The organism is Microbulbifer maximicatervae (SeqCode), from assembly GCF_052468155.1.
This window is the reverse complement of sequence record NZ_CP174335.1, coordinates 2,611,574-2,637,289: the sequence shown is the minus strand read 5'-3', so window position 1 is coordinate 2,637,289 and position 25,716 is coordinate 2,611,574. Positions and strand designations below refer to the sequence as shown.

Sequence of the window (25,716 nt, the reverse complement as noted above, 5' to 3'; positions counted from 1 at the left end):
ATAGTCCACTAATTTTTCATCTGAAACCCTCAATAGGTGGATTTCAGGCGAACCACCCCTAGGCAGCCAAGTATTTTCTCCCTATTATTAAGTTGGTAAAGCCTGCCAGTAAGCACAGCCTCTCAGTATTTTTTACCAGTCCCCGATAGCGGACCTTGTCATAACCAAATACCCGTTTGATGTAGCGGAAGGGGTGCTCGACCTTCGCTCTTATCTGCGCCTTGATCTTTTCCGCTTTACGAAGTGCATCACGCCCTGGAAGAGTTTTTAGCTTGCTCGGCTTCATTGCTATATACCAATCCGCCTCCCGCTCTTTCAACTCTTCACGTTTCTCCGCACCAATGTACCCAGAGTCTCCCCAGATTCTTTTCTCCTCCCCGTGGAGAACTCGCTCTGTAGTTGTGACATCATGCGAATTCGCTGCTGTTGTATCTATGCTATGTATTACTCCGAGCACATCATCAACCCCGATATGCATTTTCATTCCAAAATGCCACTGATTGCCTTTCTTTGTTTGATGCATTTCTGGATCACGTTTTTTCTTTTTATTCTTGGTTGAAGTTGGCGCAGAGATAATAGTGGCATCTACAATCGTGCCTTCACGCAGTACCATGCCATTCTCAGCAAGATGCTTGTTGATTTCATCAAAAAGAGCTGCACCTAGCTGATTGAGCTCCAGTAAGTGGCGAAAGTTAAGAATCGTTGTTTCATCGGGAATTGGGCCGCTCAAAGTCAATCCAGCAAAACTACGCATGGATTCAATTTCATACAGTGCATCCTCCATAGCGGGATCACTGAGATTATAAAATAGCTGCATGCAATGAATACGGAGCATGACACTCAATGGATATGGCTGTCGGCCACGTTTGCCTTGTGGATAGCAAGGAGTGATCTGAGCTTCTAGTCGCTGCCATGGGATGAGGGCTTCCATTTGAGAAAGAAACTTCTCTCGGCGAGTTATACGGCGCTTTAGCTTATATTCTGCTTCGGCAAAGGTGACTTGGTGCATAATTCATCGTAGTCTTGATGGGTAGGTGAATATTACCAATATTGGCTTGGAATTATTCAGAGGTTCCCTAGACGCATTTTTAACTAACGATTTGGATAAAGGAATGGCTGAGAGTCAGTCGAAACATATTGCTGGTGTGCTAGAAGAAGAAATAGAAGAGATTAAGCTTTACCAAAATATGATAAGGCAACGAAATTTAACAAGTTTAGGTTGCGGAAATAGCTGACGCTATTCCGCAACTAAAAGCGTTATGTGTGTTGAGGAGAGAAAAGCTTGAACGAATGGATGAGCAATGCGAGGCGAGCAATAAAAAGCAGCTTATGGACTACTTTTCCCATCGTTATTATTGCATTTTCGATTCCCCTAATTGCGTATTTCGGAAAATGCATACTACCTGATGGTGAATCAGTTGCCTCATGGTTCCAGCGAAGTGGATCTATTGTTGTCGCTTTGGCTGTATGGATTGAGATAAAAAATAATAAAATTAGTGGTTACATTTATCCTTCTGGGTTATCAACAAGTGACTATACAACCTTGAGAAATGACTATGGCGCTTACTTCAATGCTATAAAGTGGTCTGGTTTTGTACTTGCGGTAATTGGCACGTTGATATGGGGTTATGGTGACATTCCAATCAGAAACACATAACCAGGCCAGGCAAAGGGACCTCCGCTTCGCTGCGGCCCCTGCTGGCGAGCGTTAAATGCTTCTATGAATAAAGTTGAGAGTACATTCAAACTTACAAAGGAAGGTAAGCTTCCTTCCCGAAGCAATATGGAATGTGAGAAGCACGGTATTTACGCATTCCTACACAAGGGTTCGGTTATACGCTTCGGGGAGAGTGCGTCAGGGTTTGATCGGATTAGAAAAGGTTTCAATCATCAGCTTCGCAAGGCCAACGGAAAGAAGAATTACCTAGCCTACCATTTCAGAGAAGGGTTCAAAGATGAAGAAATTGAAGTTCGTTATTATTCTGTAAATCGGTTATTGGATTTACCTGAAGAACGAAGAGCAATAGAAGCCGAGCTAGCTTACCAATTTAGGGTGAAAACCGGCGCATGGCCAAGAGTAATGGTTGAAATTCATTTTTCTAATAACATGTGTAAGAACAGCACTATTTTTGTAAACCGTGTGCTGGAAGACTTATGCATTTAACAAGCAAAGGCAGCATTGCCCTGCGGGCTGGACGCGCTAACGCGCGCCGCTGCTTTGGGCGTTATGGCCCTTAAAGGATTATCGTGGATCTATCAAAATCTCTCGAAGAACTACACAAAGAAAAATGGGGCAGGCCTGACTTTGGCTCAAGTCTAGCCGCTGAATGAACACAAATAGGACACCCATGAATCATGTCGCAAATAGGACACCCATGAATCATGTAGGAGAGTGAGAAATCGGCAAAATAAAAAGCCATGCTCGCCAGAGGAGCATCGAAGCACGAATATGCGGAGTATTTTGTCTATTTTTGGTGTACAGAGCATTCAGCACACAGGGCGAACGGGGATCGATCGGTGGGATTAAAAATGATTCAATTGAGTTGAGATGAAGGGTAAGAGAGAAACTTTTGGCAATCACGCACACCTTGGGCCCAGCGTTTATTCAATAAGTTACAGGCTTTCCGTACTGCTTCAACCGACCCTACCAATCCTTTAAATCGGCTTTCAAAATTTCGGTTGAGGTAAAGCCAGTGCTCAGGTGAAATACCCAGGCGTTCAAGTATGGGAGGGGTATTTTCAGCCATAGTGCCGCGCTTTTTGGGATCTAGATGCCGACCACTCCAATCCACCAACTCCAAATAGTGGCCCAGCTGAAAAGGTAACCCTTTTGGCATATTTAAGCGCTCATCCCCCACAAACGGTAGTAAACTTTTGGGTTGCTCAGCGGTGATTGCAGAGCGAATACGCAGTTGAATAGAGGTGTGATCAGAGTCTTCAGGCGTTTTGGCAATATTAGCGCGGATAGGGTTTAGGTCTACATAGGCCATGCAAGCGGCGAGGGCTTTTTCATCCAACAAAGCCTGGGACTTAAATCGCCCCTCCCAAAAACGGCCTGTACACTTGTCTTCAGCATTGGCTTGTCGAGCAATAGACTCGTTTAAACAGCGCATAAACCAACTGATATCTATTAAGCGCTCCCTCCATATTGCGGTGACTTCTCTTAGCTTTTCCAGCTCACAGTGATCGAGGGTATCGCCTTTGAGATAGCGTAGAGCCAGAGAGGGAGCCCGAAACAGCTTCTCCCAACGGGTAATTACCTCTGTAAGAGACCACTTATCAGAAGATTTTTTGTCGATGTAGAGTACTACATGGTAGTGGTTGCTCATAACTGCAAAGGCGGCAATATCCAGCGCAAAAACCCCGGCCAATTGCTGTATACGATTTTCAATCCATTCGCGCCGATGTTCGTAATCTCTCCCGGATTCACTATCCCGTCCACAAAGGAATGCTCGCCGCACACAGCGGGATACGCAGTGGTAATAAGGGGTTGCATCAAGAGATATCTGACTGCTTCGAGGTAGAGTCATCAGCTGAACACACATTAACCTGGATGAACATCCAGTATTTTCTAGTATTTCCACCCTTTGTCAATAGAGTTGGCGGCTTATACCTTCTGTTTGGTGGGTGCTTAAATCAACTCTTCCTTGGCCACCTCGCCTCCAGGCTAAGCCTTATATGATGTTTCTATTCGTCAGCTCGTAGCTTTGCTAGTGGCTTCCTCCCCACAATACTTCACGGTGTTGCAGTTGCCATTCGCTAGTAGTTAGCATTTAATGGAACCCATTAAATGGTGACCTTCCTACAGGGAATTTTCACCTCATTAGTTCACGCTCATGCTGGGGGTACCAAACGTGTCATGCCGGAACTCCGTTTCAACGCTTCGCGTTTCCACTACGCCTGCATACACGACTGTTATTGTGGCGGGCAGCTTTTAGAAATTTTGTAGTTGCTGTAAGCATCAATCTCCATCTGAGCACAATTTCCAGAGCGTTGTCCTGCAAAACTGGTACCGCAGTTTCGTTCAAGTGCCTTCGTTATAAGTCAATAAGCCCTTAAAGCTTATTGCCCCATTGTGGAGTGCCAATCAGATAGTTAATTGGTCGGAGAAGTATGGTATTTGTTCCTATAAATTTATTGGGCAGTGGCCAGCCAAAGGCTGGCAGAGAGCAAGTGGGTCGTTCAGTATACAGCTAGCTATAACCAGGCCAGGCAAGATCGCCCAGCCGGAGGCTCGGCTGGACAGCCTACGCTCCGCTTCGGCTGCCCTTACTGGCAACGTTAAAACAATCAATATCAAATCAAGAATGGAAAATGAGTGTTACAACTTTAAAGGACGTTCTAATAGAAAAAGATCAACTTGATCGCTTCTTCGATAAATCAACTCCAGTTGACTTATGGAGAGCATTAAAGAAAAAATCAGGGCAACAACCTTTTGACTTTGTTGAGAAAGGCTTTGTTCTATCTAATGGTCGACCTAGGCCTGCAGATATTACAATTGAGCGTAGGGCTAATGAAGATTGGGTTTGTGTGAAAGATCGCCCCAGGGGGCTGAGTACATTCGATGAGAAAGGTGTCCCTAAAGGGAACGGTTGGGAGTATTTTAAGATACCTAAAGGTACCAAGCTTCCCGAAGGCCTTGCTATCGTAAAAGATGAGTATAACTCAAAGTTCGAGGCGACTCACTATACAATTGCGCCAGCTTTTGATATGCCGATATCTCAGTTCAAAAGTAAGTTGTTGCAGCTTGCAAAACAATTAATCAAAGAGGCCGCATAATGGAAATACCAAATACATGGGCACCAATGCTCGTATCCTCTGTCAGAGACGCTGTTCTTTACCAAGAAAACTTACTGAATAGCGAAACTCTTAGAGATAGAGAAGATTATGAGGAGCACCTCCTTCAGCTAACCCAATTCTTGGAGTTCATTAAATCAGAATACAAGAGTATAGAATCTGAAACTGGAATTCCTTTGGATAAATTGCTCTAAGGTTATAAGTCGGGTAACCGGTAGCTTCAAACTACCGGCCCCCCACACCACCCATCGTGCCAGAGCACAATGGCCGGCTCCCTATCCGTTGAATCCCTACCAAACGATAGCGTCGAGTAACTTCTCATTTAAGTTGAGTGCCATGATAGTACGCCACCTCAACTTTATCCGACTGGAAACAAATCGATAGGCTAGCCCTCGCTTTTAACTCGTGGAGTTTGGGTTCAGGCCTTCACTCTGTCTAAGGTATTAATCTTGGCATTAGGCCACAAATAGGACCCCCATAAATCCGACCTAATAGGGTTGGCGGCTTATGCTTTTTGTTCGGTGGGTGTCTAGTTCTGTTGTCCCTGCTAGTGAATTTACATTCAACAAGAAAAAGAAAACCTGCATCTGTCCAGCAGAAAAAACCATGCTCTTGTTAAAAGAAGAGCATGTCAGTGAAGGTAAGAAAAAACTAATGTTCGAAGGGCGCCTTACTGACTGCAGGAAATGCAGCCTTAAAAATCAGTGCATGCGAAATCCAGATTCTGCCGACTCTCGAAAAGGACATGGAAGGCAAGTATCCCTAACTTGGACAAACGGACGGACAGCCACTGACTGGATGAAAAAGCGGGTTGATAGTATCGAAGGCAAGACCATTTATGGGCATCGAATGTCTGTTGTTGAGCCTGTGTTTGGGAACATCGGTACCAACAAGCGATTAAATCGCTTCTCGCTACGAGGAAAAAGTAAGGTTCAGGGACAATGGCGGATGTTCTGCTTGGTACATAACATTGAAAAGTTGATGAGATATGGCAGTATTCACTGATTGAGGATGAATTAAGGGCGTCAAGACGCCTAAATTTAATACAATGAAAGAAATTTGGTGGTATAGCTAAATTTAGCCCGAAATTTTAATTAGAGGAGCCTGAGGATTGGCAGCTTTTTCTAAAACTGTTTTTCTACAGCCTCGTTATAGCTTTGCGAAGGAATCGAACATAGGATTATGAAGCCACCTATAAATTTATTCAGTACCCCCTATGAAGTGTGGGAAACGCGAGATCCGACTATAGATGAAATGCAAAGATCACTGGCAGAACATGGAAGGTATCCGCACGAGGTTAAAGTTCGCCTCATAGAAACAATAGATGATCCTATGTCCGCTGCTCGACATAGTATCTATAAGCGGGGAGCTTGTAATCGTTTTGAAGGGTTTATTGATAGACAATTAGAATCATCTAATGAGTATGCAGTACTGCGACAGTCTATGTCTTCGAGAACGCCTAAATCGATTTCTGATTATCAAAATAGATACGCTGCTAGTGGCTTTGCTCAAGTAGCTGAAGATATTGAAAATCATGGTTGTACTGTTGGAGTCGGAACTGTCTTATTTCATGGTGGTTTTTGGCCTCCAGAACAAGATAGTGTCTTTGTTACAGAGCGACCATTTTCAACCAGTTTCTGTCCGCAAATTGCATTGAGAAACGCTATGTGGCGAGGTAAAGCTTTTGATGCTGGCGAGCTACACTTGCTTTTGATTCAAGTGACAGGACCGGAAGTAAAAGCGTTTGCTACGAGATTTAAAGGTACTAGTAAAGGGCATGAGAAGGAGGTTGTCTTCGCCCCAGGTGCTACCATTTCTTTAAAAAATAAAACATTGGTTAGCGACTGTTACGAGATAAGGAAAATGAATAAAGATTTGTCCGAAGAATTAAAAAATATTTCCGTGTTCATATTGGAGGCAAAAATTAGTTAGCGAAATGGCTATAACAAGCGCCTGCAATCTGGCCCCTGTCATCTTTTGTGCGCTCCGCAGCACAAAAGCCGCCCGTAGCCTCCGGCAGTTAAGGCGGGCGTTAGCCATGTAGTTTGATTTCGAGAAAGTAACGTAAAGGACGAGAGATGACGAAAAAAGTATGTGTAGTCCTTGGGAACGGATTCACAATAGATTTGATGAACCACCTTGATAAACAAAATAAGAACATATGGTCTTCAATAGATGTCCTTAATTTATTCAGATTTGGTGATGCACTTCGATGGCCGCGTGATGATAGGCCTGGATTTTTATCGTATAAAAACTGTCCGAATCTGTGGTCTATAGGTGCTAGGTCTTACCTGGAGGGGGAAGGTACTTTAGAGATTATTGAGAGAGTAGTAACAAGCGCAAATGTGTATTCTCTCAAAGGCAAAGACCTTATTGATGAGCGTGCCGGAAACGGTTTCCTACTTGCTTACAAAGAACTTGTATATTATCTAAAGTATCTCTTTATTCACTATAATTCTGCTATTCCTGAACTTGACGATGTTGTTGAAGAATGGTCATGGTCGAAGCTTTTTAGAAAAATGAATGATGATCCTTCTGTAGAAGAGGTGATTATAATTACTTACAACTATGATATTTGGCTAGAAAGAGTTCTAAATACTCTTGGAATAGAGTATGAAATTCCTCTTCTTGATCCAAAGGATGCTTCAAAGTTTAAAATATTTAAGCCACATGGGTCGATTAGTTTTCAACACAAACAGGAGCTGCCTAAAGAGTCCTTTGAAGTTAATTATAAAACCTTTGTTTCTGATTGTGCTCTTTCTGACATAAAGGTTACCTATGATAATCTGGAGAAGCACACTCCATTAAACTTCTTGATACCACCTGCAGGTGAATCTGGAAGAACAGATTTAAACTGGACAAATGCTATAAAAAGGGAATGCTTAGCAAAAATAAAATCGTTGTCTAGTGACGATACTTCATTTATTTGTGGCATATCGTATTGGCATGTTGATAGGCCTGAGATCGATGAGCTTTTGGTAAACATGGATGATGATGCAGAGGTGATAAATATCAATCCCAGTCCATGCTCTGCCTTTGAGTCGGTACTTAATAGCTTATTCAAAAAATATATCCATTTGGATTCTAGTCGAGTGTTAGAGGAGTTCATAAAATGAGTAAAGTTTTAGAGAGAGCATCCAATAATATTACCGTGTCGACGTTTTATGAAGAGTACCTTTTGGATAAATACAACATGGACCCAGCGTATCAGAGAAGAAGCGTATGGAGTGATGAAAAGAAATCTTTCTTCGTTGATAGTGTCTTGAAAAACTTACCAATACCACCGGTATTTCTACGGCAAAATGTAGATGACACAACAGGAAAGACGACATACGAAGTGATTGATGGAAAGCAGCGGCTTTCTTCACTAGTTGACTTTATTAATGGTGAGTTCCCAACTGCAGATGAGGCAGACGACCCACTTCATGACGAAAGTCTAGCTGGAAGGTACTTCTCTGAAATTGAAGGGGAGGATCTTGGGCATTATAAAAAGAGGTTTTGGAGATACCTAATTCCTGTGGAGTACGTTGATACAGATGATGACCTTATTATCGACAAGATATTCGATAGGCTTAATAGAAATGGTGAGGCATTGACAGGACAAGAGCTCCGCCATTCAAATTACTATAGTTCTCCACTGCTTAAACTTTGCTATGAAGTATCTAAGACCGAGTTTTGGTCAAACCGCCTAAACGTAACAGATAAATCTAGAATGGAAGATATTGAGCTAGTTTCAGAGTTAGTATTTGTTCTGCTAGAGAATAAAGAACTAAAGTCAACGGATGAAGATATCGATCAGCTGTATCTGAAATATGCCGAAAACTCTGAAGTTGACTGGGGCGAAATCAGTAATCTGTTTTATGGAATTACAGAATATATGGAACGCCTATCGGTACCCTATGAAGAGTATAAGGTTCAAGGAGTTAGTCACTTATATGGTCTATGGTGTTTTAGCAAATATTGCGTTGAAAACGGTATTGATTACGAAGAAACTGCACCGCATTTGATTGAGTTTTATCGAGCCTTGAGGGGGCGAGAATACGATAACGAATATACTGATCAGTACAGAAAGAGCATGTCATACAGTACAAAGATGCAGGGGCAGAGAAAGATGCGGAAGGAAGCTTTGATTGGTTTTTGTGACCATAGTGGCTAAATCGGGTAGCCGGTGGTTTCTAGCTACCGGCCCCCACACCACCCATCGTGCGGGTCCGCAATGGGCGGTTCCCTATCCGTAACACAAATTCACAAATACACAAATAGGACACCCATGAATCATGTGGGAGGGGGAAAATCAGCAAAATAAAAAACCATGCTCACCAAAGGGGCATCGAAGCACAATTATGTGGAGTATTTGTCTATTTTTGGTGTGCAGGGCTTCCAGTACACAGGGCGAACGGGGATCAATCGGTGGGATTAAAAATGATTCAATTTAGTTGAGATGAAGGGTAAGAGAGAAACTTTTGGCAATCATGCACACCTTGGGCCCAGCGTTTATTCAATAAGTTACAGGCTTTCCGGAACACAAATAGGACACCCATGAATCATGTGGGAGAGGGAGAAATCGGCAAAATAAAAAGCCATGCTCACCAGAGGGGCATCGAAGCACAATTGTGTGGAGTATTTTGTCTATTTTGGGCGTATAGGCCTTTCAGGACACAGAGCGAACGGCGATCAATCGGTGGGATTAAAAATGATTCAATTTAGTTGAGATATAAAATCACGAATAGGACACCCATGAATCATTCCCAATAGGGTTGGCGGCTTATGCTTTTTGCTTAGAGAGCATGAATAGCACACCCATGAATCATGCCCAATAGATTTGGCGGCTTATCCTTTTTGCTTGGTGGGTGTCTAGATCAATTATTGTTAGTAATGACAGCATTGAAAACAGATAACAAATTGCCGCATGCTCAAGCTTGCTGAACCCCCTCTGCTTCGCAGCTCCGGCCCATGGGTAAGGTGTTATGCGTAAGAAAGTGATTAAGGGTAAGTTGAATAGAATAATCTTTTTTCTTTTGGGGATAATGGTTTCATATGGCATTTCAATTATCTGGTGGAATGCGTGGATGTATAAAGGGGTAGTTGGTCCAATTCCTTTCTTGAATAACTACAAATAGGACACCCATGAATCATGTGCCCAAGAATCATGTCGGAGAGGAAAAAATCGGCAAAATAAAAAGCCATGCTTACCAGAGGAGCATCGAAGCTCAATTGTGTGAGGTATTTAGTCTATTTTTGGCGTGCAGGGCTTTCAGTACACAGGGCGAACGGGGATCAATCGGTGGGATTAAAAATGATTCAATTTAGTTGAGATGAAGGGTAAGAGAGAAACTTTTGGCAATCATGCACACCTTGGGCCCAGCGTTTATTCAATAAGTTACAGGCTTTCCGTACTGCTTCAACCGACCCTACCAAACCTTTAAATCGACTTTCAAAATTTCGGTTGAGGTAAAGCCAGTGCTCAGGTGAAATACCCAGGCGTTCAAGTATGGGAGGGGTATTTTCAGCGATAGTGCCGCGCTTTCTGGGATCTAGATGCCGACCACTCCAATCCACCAACTCCAAATAGTGGCCCAGCTGAAAAGGTAAACCTTTTGGCATATTTAAGCGCTCATCTCCCACAAACGGTAGTAAACTTTTGGGTTGCTCAGCGGTGACTGCAGAGCGAATACGCAGTTGAATAGAGGTGTAATCAGAGTCTTCAGGCGTTTTGGCAATATTAGCGCGGATAGGGTTTAAGTCTACATAGGCTATGCAAGCGGCGAGGGCTTTTTCATCCAGTAAAGCCTGCGACTTAAATCGCCCCTCCCAAAAACGGCCCGTACACTGGTCTTCAGCATTGGCTTACCGCGCGATAGACTCGTTTAAACAGCGCATAAACCAACTGATATCTATTAAGCGCTCCCGCCATATTGCGGTGACTTCTCTTAGTTTTTCCAGCTCACAGTGATCGAGGGTATCGCCTTTGAGATAGCGGAGAGCCAGAGAGGGAGCCCGAAACAGCTTCTCCCAACGGGTAATTACCTCTGCAAGAGACCACTTATCAGCAGATTTTTTATCGATGTAGAGTACTACATGGTAGTGATTGCTCATAACCGCAAAAGCGGCAATATCCAGCGCAAAAATCCCAGCCAATTGCTGTATACGATTTTCAATCCATTCGCGCCGATGTTCGTAATCTCTCCCAGATTCACTATCCCGTCCACCAAGGAATGCTCGCCGCACACAGCGGGATACACAGTGGTAATAAGGGGTTACATCAAGAGATATCTGACTGCTTCGAGGTAGAGTCATCAGCTGAACACACATTTATGTGGATGAGTATCCAGTATCTTCTAGTGTATTCATCCCTTGTCAATGGGGCTGGCGGCTTATACCTTCTGTTTGGAGGGTGTTTAAATCAACTCTTCCTTGGCCACCTCGCCTCCAGGCTAAGCCTTATATGATGTTTCTATTCGTCAGCTCGTAGTTTTGCTAGTGGCTTCCTCCCCACAATACTTCACGGTGTTGCAGTTGCCATTCGCTAGTAGTTAGCATTTAATGAAGCCCATTAAATGGTGATCTCCCTACAGGGGACTTTAACCCCATTAGTTCACGCCCATGCTGGGGGTACCAAGAAGCTGCTAGGGGCAGCATTACACTACGCTCCATGCAGCCCCGGGGCCATACGTTATGGTGACAATCATGCTAGTGAAACTTCGTACAAAATTTTCGGAAAACGGAAGTTTTGACTTGCCTACAAAAGAAAACGTAACAAAGTATATCCGTTTAAATAAAGTGCCCAACAGACCCGGAATATGTTTTATTTTTGCTGGCCATGGTTGCAAAGGTGATCCAATTTATATTGGCAAAGCTGGGACGTTAACACAAGCGGGGCTTTTCAGGCCGCAAGGTATTGCAAAGCGCTTGGGTGCAAAGCAAAATGGGAAAACCCGCAATTGTTACTTCCAACAGATTATGCGGCAAAAATATAAACAAGGTCTTTCTTTTGCTTGGTTTGTTACATATGGCAATGGTCACTCAACTTTGCCAGCTCTTGCTGAGGCTGAAGAAATCCAAAAGTTTTTACAAAAAAATAGGTGCTTGCCAGCCCTTAATAAGGCGTTCTAGTCATGTCACCATACAAGCTTGTCAAACAACGCCACACATCTTCGGTGTTCCGCTGGACTCGCTCCTGCACCACTCGCCGTTTACAAAAGCGTTATGTGGTTAGGTATGAACAATAAGCGTACCCTGCTAGCTGTACTGCTATCTCCTATTGCATCCTCAGTCTTAATAGTTGCGATACTTGTAGATTCACTTTTCAACGGGCAAAGTTTGGTCTCATTTGAAGGACTTTTGGTTCTAACTTTGTTTGCAATTGGCTCTATAGCTGTATCATATGTATTCGTTTTGCTTGTCGGGCTACCTATTCATTTTGTATTTTCAAAACTGAATATTACATCCTGGCTGGCCTATACATTATCTGGAATAGTTGTCGCGCTTAGCTATCAATATATTCAATACCTAGCTGATGAGATGCCTGCTCAATTACAAGAAGCAGGATATGCGTTGTACGCAGGAGGTGGTTTGATTGTGTCACTCGTATTTTGGTACTTTGCAGTGAAACTGCATAACAATAACAGGCAAAGCGACGGAAAAAATTCTCGCGTGCTATAAGGTATTATGTGTGTGCACGTATGACTATCAATGTATACATCAAAGAAACTAATATAGATAAGATTCAGAGCTGGATCTCCTCAGTCTTCGAATCTGTAGAGCAAGTAGACCACGAAGACGATTTGTATATCTATCACGGCAAATTTCACCATGACCGTGTTTTTGTAACCGTCACCACTGACCTAGATGATTTCACGGAATTTTCGTGCCTTTTTCTCGTGTTTGAAGGTGGTGCCAAATGGGGAAATGATCAAGAATGTGCGCTCGACCTACATAAACACTTTCATTGTAAAGTTGTTTGTTCCCATGGAACAAACCAGTACAATCCATATACGTGGCTTCATATCTCCGATAAAGGTGAGGAAATTAGTGATAAAGCTTGGTAAAACGTATAACAAGCATAGGCAAGGGGTGGACAAACCGCTGGTTTGCCCGCACCTAATACAGTCGTTAGGGACCTAATGAGAGTAATCACACTTTATATAGTTTTATTTTCATCACTAGCAATGGCCACGGAATTTGCGCCCCCTAAATGGTACCCACATAAAGACTATACACCGTCAGATAAAGTAATCCTAGCCTTCGATACCGCTCAGGAATATTATGTAAAGAATGTAGCGAGCACAAACCAACCTATTGATTATGAGTTTCATGCTTATGCAACAGATGGTGGCTATATCGTTTCAATTATGGTGCTTTATCGAGAGAAGGATGGCAGGCATAGCGTGACGATGGATGGCGAGCACTGTATCTTTTTGAATCAGCAATACATGATAAAAGGATCAAGGCAGTGCATAGCAACAGACCCAAATCCTTTAAAGCAGTGATATCTAACAACCCGCAACAATCGCTCCCGTTCGTTGCTGGACGTTAAGCATACAGAGAAATATCGTGCCACAGTTAAGAAAAATATATTTATGTAATTGCTGCATGCTTTATGATCGGATGCATTAATCACGTAGCAGATATCGTAAATGGTGGCCCTTTTCCATATACCTTCGCGCCATTCGGTTTTAATGTATTCTGGACTGCATTGTCTGTAATTGATCTCCTTGTGGTGGTTTTGCTTATTGCTAAATTGCGAGCTGGCCTAATTTTCGCTGCCATAGTTATGGTGCTGGATGTTACCTTGAATTCATATGCAATTTACGGTGTAGGAGTGAAGCTTGCATTTTGGCCTGTACAAATTCAAACGCTATTTTGTGGCTTTGTTCTTGGAGCGTTACCGGCATTGTGGGACATAGCTCCTCGCCATAGTATGGTGGAGGCCAATGAGATAAGTGCTTAACAACCATAGACACATTACTGCGGGACTTTGGCCCTTCACGGGATGGCCTACGCGATGCTCCAACAGCCCATTTTTGTAGCCGTTATCCCGCGTTCAGCTCTCTAACATCAGTAAATAATAAAAAGGAATCAACGAATGATTGAAAGTGCCCAAATAATTCAGCCTGTAATTGCCTTGATAGCTTGGTCTATGGTTATGTGGTTGTGGATGTACGCAACACGATTGCCTGCAGTGAAGAAAGCTAAATTAAAGCTTGATCCGAATGCTCCTCGCGGAGAGCAAATGTCAACCCTGCCTCCCCATGTTCGTTGGAAAGCTGATAATTATAATCATCTCATGGAGCAACCAACTATTTTCTATGCTTTGGCGATATCACTTGCAATCCTTGGCGCAGGAGATGGCTTAAATTTTATTCTGGCATGGGTATATGTCGGCATTCGAGTAATTCATAGCATTGTACAGGCAACTTTCAACAAAATTGAAATCAGATTTTTAATATTTGCTCTATCAAACATTCCATTATTAGCCTTAACAGTGAACGCTGTGCGAACCACATTTATGTAATAAAACCAATGGGCATAACAAGACGTCGGCGTTCGATAGCAAGCTGCCCGGGACGCCTACGGCGCCCCACAACTTCGTGTTAGCACCGATATGAAAGCACATATACCTTATGAAGAAAGATCCGGAAGAAAGCCGGATTTTGTAGTCAAGTACAAGATAGACCTATCTGAAGAGAATAAAAATGTCAAGCCGGGACAAGGAATGAGAGTGGATTTTCTTTATGACGGGGATGATCCGCAGGTTGAAGGTATACACATGATCTGGCCAGAGATTCTTGATGAAGATGGCAGAGTCATAAGAGATACTACTCCAGGTTATATTCCTAATGAAGGCTTTGCCAATATGTGGATATTAAGTGAAGAGCGCCGTGAGTATCACCATAAAAGGCTTAAGATTGGTACAAAAGGGACTTGGTGGCGCGGTGGTCGCATTGCTAATGTCACGGTAGTTCAGATCAATGCCGTTAAGTAGTACTTACAAATTGTGGCACAATCGCCCACAAAGGATGCGGGCTGGACTCGCTACACGTCGTTCCACTCGCCTGTGTATAAGGCGTTAAAAGTTATGAAAATAATCGCAGCATTAATTTTGACTGCTCTATCTTCTAGGGACCCTCTGATCAACGAAGCATTTTTCCAGAATTAAGCTGAGCTGCTTGAAAAATTCACTTTATTACGCACAAACGCGTAATTTGCGCGTAATAGTCCACTAATTTTTCATCTGAAACCCTCAATAGGTGGATTTCAGGCGAACCACCCCTAGGCAGCCAAGTATTTTCTCCCTATTATTAAGTTGGTAAAGCCTGCCAGTAAGCACAGCCTCTCAGTATTTTTTACCAGTCCCCGATAGCGGACCTTGTCATAACCAAATACCCGTTTGATGTAGCGGAAGGGGTGCTCGACCTTCGCTCTTATCTGCGCCTTGATCTTTTCCGCTTTACGAAGTGCATCACGCCCTGGAAGAGTTTTTAGCTTGCTCGGCTTCATTGCTATATACCAATCCGCCTCCCGCTCTTTCAACTCTTCACGTTTCTCCGCACCAATGTACCCAGAGTCTCCCCAGATTCTTTTCTCCTCCCCGTGGAGAACTCGCTCTGTAGTTGTGACATCATGCGAATTCGCTGCTGTTGTATCTATGCTATGTATTACTCCGAGCACATCATCAACCCCGATATGCATTTTCATTCCAAAATGCCACTGATTGCCTTTCTTTGTTTGATGCATTTCTGGATCACGTTTTTTCTTTTTATTCTTGGTTGAAGTTGGCGCAGAGATAATAGTGGCATCTACAATCGTACCTTCACGCAGTACCATGCCATTCTCAGCAAGATGCTTGTTGATTTCATCAAAAAGAGCTGCACCTAGCTGATTGAGCTCCAGTAAGTGGCGAAAGTTAAGAATCGTTGTTTCATCGGGAATTGGGCCGCTCAAAGTCAATCCAGCAAAACTACGCATGGATTCAATTTCATACAGTGCATCCTCCATAGCGGGATCACTGAGATTATAAAATAGCTGCATGCAATGAATACGGAGCATGACACTCAATGGATATGGCTGTCGGCCACGTTTGCCTTGTGGATAGCAAGGAGTGATCTGAGCTTCTAGTCGCTGCCATGGGATGAGGGCTTCCATTTGAGAAAGAAACTTCTCTCGGCGAGTTATACGGCGCTTTAGCTTATATTCTGCTTCGGCAAAGGTGACTTGGTGCATAATTCATCGTAGTCTTGATGGGTAGGTGAATATTACCAATATTGGCTTGGAATTATTCAGAGGTTCCCTAGTGCCTTATCATATCAGGCAGTTTCAATAGCGGTCAGATCTCTATTAGAATCAGGGAATACAGATAGCTTCGTTCACGTCGGAAACAGCACACGGTCAGAATTCAATAAGCGGCGAAGTATTGCTTCGTCATGCACCCTCAACATTCTAGAAGGCGATACCAAACAACCAATAGGTGATGGTAGCGCTAACAATCATGCTCTTATTATCTGCCCTGGATTTAGAGCTCTCGGCATTCGTTTAAAACCTGAAGAGTCTGGCAAATACCATATATTGGGTTACTGGTCCCAGTAAGCTTTTAACAAGTTGCGGAATCCCACCGTCTATACTCCGTTCGCATTGTGCTGTACGCTATGCTAACACAAAGCGGCTCAATTCCGGCGGCGCCGGTGCAAGGAGTTATGTGTAAGGAAGAATTGTGGATGTAACTACACTGAGAGAAAAGCAGGAAGAGTTATTTCAGTCAGGTAAAATCAACAAGGCTAAATACAATGAGCTCTCATCGATTCACCAGCGGATATCTGAAATATCATCGAAGGCTGAAATGAGCCCAGAGGAAGCTGAAAAGATAGGTGAACTATTCCAATCTAGCTCAAATATTCTATTAAAAGATGCTATCGAAACAGATGAAAGCTTAACTCAAAATTTAATAAAACGAAGTAATCAAAGATTCAAACAATGTATCACTATATTACTTATATCCACATTTATTAGTATATCAATTATAATTATTAAAGGGCTTTAAACACATAAGAAGTTTTGGGAACGGACTGGCAAACCTGTCGCCTAAGGAACCTCTGAATAATTCCAAGCCAATATTGGTAATATTCACCTACCCATCAAGACTACGATGAATTATGCACCAAGTCACCTTTGCCGAAGCAGAATATAAGCTAAAGCGCCGTATAACTCGCCGAGAGAAGTTTCTTTCTCAAATGGAAGCCCTCATCCCATGGCAGCGACTAGAAGCTCAGATCACTCCTTGCTATCCACAAGGCAAACGTGGCCGACAGCCATATCCATTGAGTGTCATGCTCCGTATTCATTGCATGCAGCTATTTTATAATCTCAGTGATCCCGCTATGGAGGATGCACTGTATGAAATTGAATCCATGCGTAGTTTTGCTGGATTGACTTTGAGCGGCCCAATTCCCGATGAAACAACGATTCTTAACTTTCGCCACTTACTGGAGCTCAATCAGCTAGGTGCAGCTCTTTTTGATGAAATCAACAAGCATCTTGCTGAGAATGGCATGGTACTGCGTGAAGGCACGATTGTAGATGCCACTATTATCTCTGCGCCAACTTCAACCAAGAATAAAAAGAAAAAACGTGATCCAGAAATGCATCAAACAAAGAAAGGCAATCAGTGGCATTTTGGAATGAAAATGCATATCGGGGTTGATGATGTGCTCGGAGTAATACATAGCATAGATACAACAGCAGCGAATTCGCATGATGTCACAACTACAGAGCGAGTTCTCCACGGGGAGGAGAAAAGAATCTGGGGAGACTCTGGGTACATTGGTGCGGAGAAACGTGAAGAGTTGAAAGAGCGGGAGGCGGATTGGTATATAGCAATGAAGCCGAGCAAGCTAAAAACTCTTCCAGGGCGTGATGCACTTCGTAAAGCGGAAAAGATCAAGGCGCAGATAAGAGCGAAGGTCGAGCACCCCTTCCGCTACATCAAACGGGTATTTGGTTATGACAAGGTCCGCTATCGGGGACTGGTAAAAAATACTGAGAGGCTGTGCTTACTGGCAGGCTTTACCAACTTAATAATAGGGAGAAAATACTTGGCTGCCTAGGGGTGGTTCGCCTGAAATCCACCTATTGAGGGTTTCAGATGAAAAATTAGTGGACTATTACGCGCAAATTACGCGTTTGTGCGTAATAAAGTGAATTTTTCAAGCAGCTCAGCTTAATTCTGGAAAAATGCTTCGTTGATCAGAGGGTCCCTAATTTTATTTGCGATTACGTGCCAACTTCATCAGCCCATGTTCACGGCATTATGCGTCATTAAACATAGAGTATTAATTGAAAAATGAGTAAAGATCAACCAAATAATCCGCTACACGGTATTACTCTTGAGAAAGTTGTTACACGTTTGCAAGAACATTATGGCTGGGATGGTTTGGCAGATAGGATCAATATCAATTGCTTTAAGAGCGACCCGTCAATTAAGTCTTCGCTCAAGTTTTTACGCAAAACCCAGTGGGCACGAGATAAAGTCGAGGATCTGTATATCTCAACTTTTGAAAATAAATCTCCGTGGGCTAATCGTAAATAAGCACTATTTGGTCACTACATAGATGTTGCTGTAATTAGGCAGGGACAGGCGCATAAATCGGGTAGCCGGTAGTTTCTAGCTACCGGCCCCCACACCACATATCGTGCCAGTTCGCAATGGTCGCTAGCGGGTTGGGCCTATTTATTAATCAGTGTCCACGCTGACAGCCTCATAGTAGCAGGCTAAACTGATCTCTCCAGATAAGAACGTAAACTTCACTACATAGCTGCATCATTTGCTCTACCCGTTAGGTCACCCGGCTTCAGTGTCCTTGGCCGCCTCCCCTCCAGGCTAAGCCTTATATGATTTTTCTGTTCGTCAGCTCATAGTCTTGCTAGCGACTTCCTCCCTACAAGACCTCATGGTGTTACAGTTGCCATTCGCTAGTAGTTAGCATTTAATAGAGCCCATTAAGTGGTGATCTTCCTATATGGGGCTTTCACCCCATTAGTTCACTCCCATGCTGGGCGAGGGTACCAAGTCAAGCCTATCGGACGCTCCGCTCCGCAGCTTGAGGCATTAACTGCTTTATTAGCAATTTTACTTGCAAGTGGAAAGTCAAAAATACAAAAAGAGGAATTTCATTGAAAACTATATTCTCATTAGTAATATTCTTAATATTTACGACATTTGAAACTATTGCTGAAGAAGTTGATACAAAAAAAGATTATCACACCTTTGTTTTGGTACATGGTGCTACAGGCGGAGGATGGGACTGGAAAGAGGTTGGTAAGCAACTTAGCGCTAAAGGTCATACCGTCTACAGGCCAACACTGACGGGGTTAGGTGAGAGGCATCATCTTTCCTCTCCTGATATTAACTTAACCACACATATCAACGATATCGTTAACCTGATTATTTTTGAAAAATTGAAAAATGTGGTACTTGTAGGTCATAGCTATGGTGGCATGGTAATCACCGGAGTTATCGATCGTATTCCAGAGCGAATTCATCATGTTACATTTTTAGACGCGAAAGTACCTGAGGATGGCATGTCAATGATGGAGGGGCAGCCAATACCTGCGGAACATAAAGTGGTAAATGATCAAGTTCACTTCTCATGGATTGATGTTAATTCCGAATTTCCACGAGATGTTACGCAGCCATTAAAAACACTTACGGAACCTGTATCGTATAAGAATCCTCTGGCAAAAAAACTCAATGTCACTTATGTAGCTTTTATTCCTGAGGGGGTGTCGAAAGCTGATAGAGCTAAAGATCCTTCTTGGCATCGGGCAGTAGAGCGGAAATGGACAATTCGTACATTTAATGGTGATCATGTGATTTATCGGGCCAAGCCCAAAGAATTTTCAGAGATGCTTGAAGAAACCGTAAACGATACAAATAATATTTAAATATTTTGTGGCATACAGTTAAATCGGGTAGCCGGTAGTTTCTAGCTACCTGCCCCACGCTACCCATCGTGCCGGTCCGCAATGGCCGGTTCCCTATCCGCTGAATCTCTACCCAACGATAGCGTCGAGCAGATACTCATCTAAGTTGAGTGCCATGACAGTGCCCAACCTCAACTTTATCTGACTGAAAGCATATCGGTAGGCAAATCCGGTCTTTTAATTCGTGGAGTTTAGGTTCAGGCCTTCACTCTGTTCAAGGTATAAATCTTGGCACTTGGCTACTATGCCGTCAGCTGACTTCTATTTAATCACTCTATTCATTTCTGACCGAGACGCTGCCGTGTTCCACCACTTTTTTCTATCCCCGCGATGGCGGCTAGCGGGTTGGGCCTACTTATGAGTCAGCAGCCACGCTGACAGCTTCATAGCAGCAAGCTAAACAGATCTCTCCAGATAAGGACGTTAACTTTATATACACAACTACATCATTGACTCTGCCCGCTAGATCATCTGGCTTCGGTGTCCTTTATCCCCCGCCTCCAGGCTCAGCCTTTTAGGATCTTTCTGTTCGTCAGTTCGTAGATTTGATAGCGACTTCCTCCCACAAAACCTCACGGTCCGCAGTTGCCATTCGCTAGTAGTTAGCATTTAATGGAACCCATTAAACGGTGATCCTCATACAGGAGGCTTCCACCTCATTAGTTCACGCCCATGCTGGGCGTACCAAGTTGCTGCATTCGACAGCCTACACTCCGCACGCTTTATGCTATACGCTACGCTAGCACAAAGCGGCTCCATTTAGGCATCAGCTGAGCAAGGCATTATATTTTGAATCATGGTTGAAGAAGAACTTAAGATCGCATTGTTTGAAGCCGCTAGTTACTTTCGGTCTCGCGGTATTTCTGCATGGGAACTTGAAGCGCTAAAGGCAATAAAAAAAATAGAGAGTAACGACTTTAGCTTTTTAGAAGATCTTTGGATTAAATATGCGCCAACTTGTGATATTGACGATTTACTGCTCACAGAATATGCAGCCGAAGATGAGGATAAGGTGAATAAGCTAAACACCCAGTTAGCAAAGATCGCAAATGAAGTGTTTGCTTTACTAGAAAGAGCAAAGTGTGAAAAAACATAACAAACTGATCCTACCCACCAAAGACGGACACTCTCTTAAGCGATAAACTACGCAGCAGAGGTGCCCTATGACACGATCAAGTAAATCAACCAAAACCACTCGTAAAAAATACTCAGAGGAATATAGAAAAGATGCCCTAGCACTGGCGGTCAAGGTAGGGGTAAGCGTTGCCGCTAAACAGCTTGGGTTACATCCTTCCCAGATTTACGGATGGCGAAGCAAGGCTAAGTTACATCAGAGCCGAGGGGATGCCGAGAGAGAGCTGGCCACAGAGAATGCTCGCCTTAAGCGGCAGCTGGCTGAGCAGGCAGAGGAGCTGGCGATCTTAAAAAAGGCCGCAGCGTACTTTGCAAAGAGCCTGAAATGAGGTACGCCTTCATGCTAAAGCACAGGCATAAGTTCAGCATCAAAGCGATGGCTAAGGTATTGAGCGTATCTCGCAGTGGGTTTTACGATTGGGTGTCAAGATCGGCCGATCAATCCAAGCGCCAGCAGTACCAAATGGAGCTTGATGGTTTGGTACAGCAGCGCTTTATAGCCAGTAAAGAACGTAGTGGCGCCCCTCGCCTGACGAGGGAATTGGCCAGTGAGGGGAGTAAATATAATCAAAAAACAGTTGCTGCCAGCATGCGTCGACAGGGCCTACGGGCTAAAGCCGCCAAGAGATATAAAGCCACAACCTACTCAAAACATGGTCTGCCAGTGGCCCCAAATCTGCTCGAGCAGAACTTCAATACTGAAGCGCCGAATCAGAAATGGGTCGGGGATATTACCTACCTACGAACAGAAGAGGGTTGGTTATATCTGGCTGTAGTGATAGACCTATATAGTCGGCTGGTTATTGGTTGGGCGATGTCAGAAACGATGACAGCTACATTGGTCTGTGACGCCCTTCAAATGGCTTTATGGCGACGTAAGAAACCTACAAATGTTATCGTGCATACTGACAGGGGAAGCCAATATTGCTCTAAAGATTATCAATCTTTAATTACAGCTTATGATCTGCGGTGCAGCATGAGCGCCAAAGGTAACTGCTATGATAACGCCTGCGCAGAAACGTTCTTCCACTCACTTAAGGTAGAAGTAATCCATGGTAACCGCTTTCCTACAAGGTGCCTCATGCGGGAAACCGTATTTGAGTATATAGAAATAGACTACAATCGAAATCGCTTACACAGCGCCAATGGCTATCTCAGCCCTGAGGCGTTTGAGGAACAACTAGTCGCTTAGTGGTGTGTCCGTTGTTGGTGGGTAGGATCAAACAGCAGCACGGTCGCCCGCAAATTACCCGGACTGGATGGCCTATGCTTCACCTCGGCCGCCCGTGCTCTGGGCGCTAAACACTAAAGGAAGTATCTACAGTATGCCAAAGTTAAGAAATCCGATAATCACTCAAATACTCGATTACCTAGAGTATGGTGATTCCTGTTTAGAAGACTTTGATACTCAATTTCCTGATGATTCATCTACATTGGCGAAGTTAACTTTTAAACCTCTACTAGGTACAATTTTGTATTAGATGAAACTCATTCTGGTGGAACAATAGACTCAGCATTGACTGCTACCGATCAGAGTAGTAATAGGAGGTTTATAGAACTATTAAGAGGCCCGGAGAATATATGAATCAAGAATCACGGATACATGATGATATAAATTCCGCGATGATCCGGGTGAGCGACTGGGTTTCTAGTATTAGAGATGATCTTGTAACTTCTAGAGCCAGTGTAAGATCAACTATCGATAAGCTAACCGAAAATTTTCAGAGCAGGATCGACGAAAATACTAAAGACTAAGAATCATACTTTGAGCCAAGTGAAGAGGATCATTTAAAGTCAAGACTGGACGAGCCACATGAAAAAGTAGCTGAACTTGAATCTCGTTTGGAAATATCTCTGAAGGCACAAAGGAAAGACAAAGAGTGATTGATAAAGGTTAATCAGATCTAAAGGTCTACCTCAAAGGCATATGGTATAAAACATTTGGCACGAAGCTCCTTAAAACAATAAAGAAAATATTGAAATCAAAAGAAGGTCGAGAAATGCCAGCAGATATAGCCAGGAAACTATTGCAGTAAATGTTTAACAATATCAATTAAGCGGACAGCCTTATCATTGTTTGTGGCGTTCAGACTGTAGAAAACTAATGTATGTCTTTGCCTCCTCAGGCAGGATCGAATATCAACCATAAATGGTGATTCTACTTGAATTCTGATTTAGCCTTCACTGATAAGTAGGCTATTTTTCACATAAAAAGAAAACACGAAAAGCGGGCTGAGTTTTCCTGCACTTTCGTTAGCACTAATTTGGGACAACCAATGAAAACGACATTACTTTTACTGGTGTTACTTGTTCTTTGTGGATGCTCTAGTAACAAGGTAATTGATAGAACCGAAAACGGTGTACTCATAAATAGCCGAGAAAAAACAGATGGCGGTGTTTCGCTCATTTTTGCTTCAATCGATGGAAAAAAACTTCATCCCGGACCATGGACGGCGCCAATTGAGGCAATCTTTCCAGTTGCGCCAGGACGGAGAGATATTGGGGTAAAAGTTGTATTTACACCAGAAAAAACCACAGCGCAAAAAATAGGTTTTCAAACCCCATTTCACTATATCCTTGAGTCAAATACTGAGCTATTGGCAGAGGCTGGAAAATCGTACGTGTTGAAAGCTAAAAGGAGTGGAAGTTTAGCTACTTTCTGGATCGAGTCAGAATCGGGGGATATCGAGTCAGAAATTAAAACTGGCCCGGTGAAAAGAGTAACAATTATTCCAGTATTCTATTAAATTAGAATCGGTAGGTAACAGTGCTAACAAAGCACAACAGAATGACAATTTTCTTTATGTGAGCAAGACCACACACAATAGGAGCATAGAGTGAAATTAAGAATTTTTATTATATGGTTCATAAGTAGTACTGCTTTCGCAAGTGAACACCTTGAACCTGAGGACTCTCAATTTTCGAGAGAGTTCTTTGGCGGATATACGCATCTTGTCTTAAGTTATCTTGGTTCAGCATATGAAGAAGATGTAATAGTAAGGCTTATTGGATTCCCTTCCTTTTCTCCTGAATACGTCTTGGGTATAAAGCAAAATGATAAAGAAAATTATATATTTTTTGAGTCCCCCAAAATGCAATTATGGGGATACCAAATGATGCCTTTGATGGAAGAAGGTTCTGTGAAGGTTATGAATGATGAGGGTGAATTCGTTAAAGATGAAGCAGGGCTTAAAGAACTAGAGTCCAAATACCCTAAATCTCCCCAAGAAATTCCACGAATAAAATGTAAAAAAGAAATTCGTCAAGAGTTAGCAGATAAAATTCAGTATGTTTGGCAAGAAATGCTGTATGAAACAAGGTATCCACGAGATTTTTCTATGGGAGCAGACGGCCAAACTTACCACTTCTCAGCAAAAATATTTGGAAACTTGAATTACGCTGGTAAGGTATGGTCACCTTCGCCAGAGAGCAAAACAGGTAAACTCGTTAGAATATCTGATTTAATGGTGGACTACTGTCTTGAAGGCAAGAGGAGAATTAGGAAAGAGCTAGAGAAAAAAGTAAGCACTTTTAAAATAGAATTAGAAAACATTAACAAATCAATCCAACCGTCCGCTAACGCATCAGTTGATTGAAGTGTTTTAAGTATAAATAGGTGGGAAGATGTTACAGGCTGCAATAATTGCTTTGATATTGATAGGCATCTACAAGCTAATTGACAGAAACAAGTCACAAAGTAGTGATCCAAATATTGACTGGTGGGTTGCTTTTACCTTCGTTTTTGTACCTATGATTCTTATATTCATAATCAGCTTAGTAGTCATAGGAAATGCTTTTTCGGAGATCATTATTTTATCGGCCTATTCCTTATATTTTATTATTCCATTTATCTATTTAAAGAAGATTCTAGGCTATTCAGCAAAAAAATCACTAAAGTATTCAGTATGGGTTCCGGTTACGGTGTTGGCTATAGAAATTCCATATACTTTGTTTTTCGGCCTACACAATGCTTAACAAGCTTGTGTTGTCGCCTCCGACTTGGACAGCCTAATGCATAGGTTCTCATAAAAAGGCGTTATGACCCATAGAAAATGAATATATTACCGGGTATTGGAATAGGTAAAATTAGGTACGGCATGATAGAGAAAGAAGTCATTTCTTTCTTGGGCAAGCCAGATCGAGTTGAGGAATCCGAGTATGTTGAAGGCAAAGGTGATTGGCATAGAGAATTATGGTATTCGCATAGAAACTTAACATTTATCTTCAATGATAGTGATAACTTTCGCTTAGGTACAATAACAGTTATGGGGGCCGGATATTCATTATTTGAACAGCAACTATTCGGTTTAGGAATCAAAGAAATTTCAAGGTTAATAGCTAAACATACTGGAGAGATAGCAAAACTAGAAGACTGGTCTTCCGAAGAGCTTCCAGATCATAAATGCTTAATTCATGATGGTTTAGGTATAATGTTTTGGTTTGATTACAATTACCTTGCAGAAATGCAGTGTAGCTATCTATTTGAGCCGGACAACGAGACTGTTATATGGCCAGTAAAGTCATAACAAGTTTAGCCAGCATCGGCAAGCCAAAAAAGTAACTGGGCTGGACCTTACTTCCTTCGGCCTATGCTAAAGGCGTTAAGCACCGACAATATACGGATCAATAATGAAGCCTGATGAAAGATGGAAAAAGATTCGATCTAAAGGGTCGTTTCATTTTACTTTAACTAGAGGTCTATTTGGGGGCGGTTGTTTACTATTTGTTAATGGGTTTCTATCAAGGCAGATGATCTATAACCAACCCATTCTCACTATGGATACATTTTGGTCAGTAATAGGTAGTTTG

General features: G+C 42.8%; 28 protein-coding genes and 1 pseudogene. 24 read left to right on the top strand and 5 right to left on the bottom strand.

Going from position 1 to position 25,716, the window contains the following annotated elements; translation table 11 throughout:
- Window positions 1–58 precede the first annotated feature (58 nt).
- Window positions 59–1,009 (bottom strand): IS5 family transposase, encoded by a 951-nt coding sequence (locus ACJJIY_RS11370; protein WP_444895065.1) that lies wholly within the window; start codon window positions 1,007–1,009, stop codon window positions 59–61.
- Between the two features lie 25 nt (window positions 1,010–1,034).
- On the opposite strand from ACJJIY_RS11370, the gene ACJJIY_RS11365 reads away from it, so the two are divergent.
- The 3 genes from ACJJIY_RS11365 to ACJJIY_RS11355 all read left to right on the top strand — a co-directional run bounded on the left by ACJJIY_RS11365 (window position 1,035) and on the right by ACJJIY_RS11355 (window position 2,164).
- A complete protein-coding gene (locus ACJJIY_RS11365) occupies window positions 1,035–1,235 on the top strand; it encodes a hypothetical protein (RefSeq protein WP_445357930.1) in 201 nt (66 codons plus the stop codon).
- 47 nt (window positions 1,236–1,282) lie between these two features.
- Window positions 1,283–1,657, top strand: coding sequence for a hypothetical protein (locus ACJJIY_RS11360; RefSeq protein ID WP_445357929.1), 375 nt, complete (start codon window positions 1,283–1,285; stop codon window positions 1,655–1,657).
- Between the two features lie 63 nt (window positions 1,658–1,720).
- On the top strand, window positions 1,721–2,164 hold the full coding sequence (locus ACJJIY_RS11355; RefSeq protein WP_444927111.1) for a hypothetical protein: 444 nt from the start codon (window positions 1,721–1,723) through the stop codon (window positions 2,162–2,164).
- Window positions 2,165–2,534: 370 nt separating this feature from the next.
- Here the strand turns inward: ACJJIY_RS11355 and ACJJIY_RS11350 are convergent, their stop codons facing one another.
- Window positions 2,535–3,530 carry a transposase gene (locus tag ACJJIY_RS11350; RefSeq protein ID WP_445357928.1) on the bottom strand — a complete coding sequence of 332 codons (996 nt, stop codon included), beginning with the start codon at window positions 3,528–3,530 and terminating at the stop codon, window positions 2,535–2,537.
- Between the two features lie 784 nt (window positions 3,531–4,314).
- Here ACJJIY_RS11350 and ACJJIY_RS11345 point away from each other — a divergent pair.
- The 6 genes and pseudogenes from ACJJIY_RS11345 to ACJJIY_RS11320 all read left to right on the top strand — a co-directional run bounded on the left by ACJJIY_RS11345 (window position 4,315) and on the right by ACJJIY_RS11320 (window position 8,953).
- The gene (locus ACJJIY_RS11345) at window positions 4,315–4,779 is read left to right on the top strand and encodes a Tse2 family ADP-ribosyltransferase toxin (protein WP_445357927.1); all 465 of its coding nucleotides are present in this window, start codon (window positions 4,315–4,317) and stop codon (window positions 4,777–4,779) included.
- Entirely contained in the window at window positions 4,779–4,991 is a 213-nt protein-coding gene (locus ACJJIY_RS11340) for a hypothetical protein (protein ID WP_445357926.1), read from the top strand. The genes ACJJIY_RS11345 and ACJJIY_RS11340 overlap by 1 nt, the downstream gene beginning before the upstream one ends.
- A gap of 343 nt (window positions 4,992–5,334) precedes the next feature.
- A pseudogene (locus ACJJIY_RS11335) lies at window positions 5,335–5,802 on the top strand (transposase); the annotation flags it as partial.
- A 177-nt stretch (window positions 5,803–5,979) separates the two neighbouring features.
- Window positions 5,980–6,729: a hypothetical protein gene (locus ACJJIY_RS11330; protein ID WP_445357925.1), complete on the top strand. Its 750-nt coding sequence runs from the start codon at window positions 5,980–5,982 to the stop codon at window positions 6,727–6,729.
- Between the two features lie 146 nt (window positions 6,730–6,875).
- On the top strand, window positions 6,876–7,913 hold the full coding sequence (locus ACJJIY_RS11325) for an SIR2 family protein (RefSeq protein ID WP_445357924.1): 1,038 nt from the start codon (window positions 6,876–6,878) through the stop codon (window positions 7,911–7,913).
- Window positions 7,910–8,953: a GmrSD restriction endonuclease domain-containing protein gene (locus ACJJIY_RS11320; protein WP_445357923.1), complete on the top strand. Its 1,044-nt coding sequence runs from the start codon at window positions 7,910–7,912 to the stop codon at window positions 8,951–8,953. The genes ACJJIY_RS11325 and ACJJIY_RS11320 overlap by 4 nt, the downstream gene beginning before the upstream one ends.
- A 1,145-nt stretch (window positions 8,954–10,098) precedes the next feature.
- Here the strand turns inward: ACJJIY_RS11320 and ACJJIY_RS11315 are convergent.
- Window positions 10,099–10,401, bottom strand: a complete 303-nt coding sequence (locus tag ACJJIY_RS11315) for a hypothetical protein (protein ID WP_445357922.1) — start codon at window positions 10,399–10,401, stop codon at window positions 10,099–10,101.
- A gap of 243 nt (window positions 10,402–10,644) precedes the next feature.
- Window positions 10,645–11,094: a nitrogen fixation protein NifB gene (locus tag ACJJIY_RS11310; protein ID WP_445357921.1), complete on the bottom strand. Its 450-nt coding sequence runs from the start codon at window positions 11,092–11,094 to the stop codon at window positions 10,645–10,647.
- 390 nt (window positions 11,095–11,484) lie between these two features.
- On the opposite strand from ACJJIY_RS11310, the gene ACJJIY_RS11305 reads away from it, so the two are divergent.
- The 6 genes from ACJJIY_RS11305 to ACJJIY_RS11280 all read left to right on the top strand — a co-directional run bounded on the left by ACJJIY_RS11305 (window position 11,485) and on the right by ACJJIY_RS11280 (window position 14,782).
- Complete coding sequence (locus tag ACJJIY_RS11305; RefSeq protein WP_445357920.1) at window positions 11,485–11,910, top strand: hypothetical protein; 426 nt, start codon at window positions 11,485–11,487, stop codon at window positions 11,908–11,910.
- Window positions 11,911–12,015: 105 nt separating this feature from the next.
- Window positions 12,016–12,459: a hypothetical protein gene (locus ACJJIY_RS11300; RefSeq protein ID WP_444916462.1), complete on the top strand. Its 444-nt coding sequence runs from the start codon at window positions 12,016–12,018 to the stop codon at window positions 12,457–12,459.
- Window positions 12,460–12,920: 461 nt separating this feature from the next.
- The gene (locus ACJJIY_RS11295) at window positions 12,921–13,286 is read left to right on the top strand and encodes a hypothetical protein (RefSeq protein ID WP_445357919.1); all 366 of its coding nucleotides are present in this window, start codon (window positions 12,921–12,923) and stop codon (window positions 13,284–13,286) included.
- 110 nt (window positions 13,287–13,396) lie between these two features.
- Window positions 13,397–13,747 (top strand): hypothetical protein, encoded by a 351-nt coding sequence (locus ACJJIY_RS11290; RefSeq protein WP_445357918.1) that lies wholly within the window; start codon window positions 13,397–13,399, stop codon window positions 13,745–13,747.
- 135 nt (window positions 13,748–13,882) lie between these two features.
- Window positions 13,883–14,311, top strand: a complete 429-nt coding sequence (locus tag ACJJIY_RS11285; protein ID WP_445357917.1) for an MAPEG family protein — start codon at window positions 13,883–13,885, stop codon at window positions 14,309–14,311.
- 90 nt (window positions 14,312–14,401) lie between these two features.
- Window positions 14,402–14,782 carry a hypothetical protein gene (locus tag ACJJIY_RS11280; RefSeq protein ID WP_445357916.1) on the top strand — a complete coding sequence of 127 codons (381 nt, stop codon included), beginning with the start codon at window positions 14,402–14,404 and terminating at the stop codon, window positions 14,780–14,782.
- 287 nt (window positions 14,783–15,069) lie between these two features.
- On the opposite strand, the gene ACJJIY_RS11275 is transcribed toward ACJJIY_RS11280, so the two are convergent.
- Entirely contained in the window at window positions 15,070–16,020 is a 951-nt protein-coding gene (locus tag ACJJIY_RS11275) for an IS5 family transposase (RefSeq protein ID WP_444895065.1), read from the bottom strand.
- Between the two features lie 487 nt (window positions 16,021–16,507).
- On the opposite strand from ACJJIY_RS11275, the gene ACJJIY_RS11270 reads away from it, so the two are divergent.
- The 9 genes from ACJJIY_RS11270 to ACJJIY_RS11230 all read left to right on the top strand — a co-directional run bounded on the left by ACJJIY_RS11270 (window position 16,508) and on the right by ACJJIY_RS11230 (window position 25,433).
- Entirely contained in the window at window positions 16,508–16,834 is a 327-nt protein-coding gene (locus tag ACJJIY_RS11270) for a hypothetical protein (protein WP_445357915.1), read from the top strand.
- 112 nt (window positions 16,835–16,946) lie between these two features.
- Window positions 16,947–17,897: an IS5 family transposase gene (locus tag ACJJIY_RS11265; protein ID WP_444895065.1), complete on the top strand. Its 951-nt coding sequence runs from the start codon at window positions 16,947–16,949 to the stop codon at window positions 17,895–17,897.
- A 236-nt stretch (window positions 17,898–18,133) separates the two neighbouring features.
- Entirely contained in the window at window positions 18,134–18,379 is a 246-nt protein-coding gene (locus ACJJIY_RS11260) for a VF530 family protein (RefSeq protein WP_444898167.1), read from the top strand.
- Between the two features lie 584 nt (window positions 18,380–18,963).
- Window positions 18,964–19,734, top strand: coding sequence for an alpha/beta hydrolase (locus ACJJIY_RS11255; RefSeq protein ID WP_444898168.1), 771 nt, complete (start codon window positions 18,964–18,966; stop codon window positions 19,732–19,734).
- 835 nt (window positions 19,735–20,569) lie between these two features.
- Window positions 20,570–20,869 (top strand): hypothetical protein, encoded by a 300-nt coding sequence (locus ACJJIY_RS11250; protein WP_444898169.1) that lies wholly within the window; start codon window positions 20,570–20,572, stop codon window positions 20,867–20,869.
- Window positions 20,870–20,936: 67 nt separating this feature from the next.
- Window positions 20,937–22,099 (top strand): IS3 family transposase gene (locus ACJJIY_RS11245; protein ID WP_444897071.1). Its coding sequence is split into 2 segments (ribosomal slippage): window positions 20,937–21,195 and window positions 21,195–22,099, totalling 1,164 coding nucleotides; the frame shifts between segments, so codons are not numbered across the junction.
- A 1,084-nt stretch (window positions 22,100–23,183) separates the two neighbouring features.
- Complete coding sequence (locus tag ACJJIY_RS11240; protein ID WP_445357914.1) at window positions 23,184–23,654, top strand: hypothetical protein; 471 nt, start codon at window positions 23,184–23,186, stop codon at window positions 23,652–23,654.
- A 90-nt stretch (window positions 23,655–23,744) separates the two neighbouring features.
- Complete coding sequence (locus tag ACJJIY_RS11235; protein ID WP_445357913.1) at window positions 23,745–24,503, top strand: hypothetical protein; 759 nt, start codon at window positions 23,745–23,747, stop codon at window positions 24,501–24,503.
- A gap of 456 nt (window positions 24,504–24,959) precedes the next feature.
- Window positions 24,960–25,433 carry a hypothetical protein gene (locus tag ACJJIY_RS11230; protein WP_444898172.1) on the top strand — a complete coding sequence of 158 codons (474 nt, stop codon included), beginning with the start codon at window positions 24,960–24,962 and terminating at the stop codon, window positions 25,431–25,433.
- The last annotated feature ends 283 nt before the right edge of the window (window positions 25,434–25,716 follow it).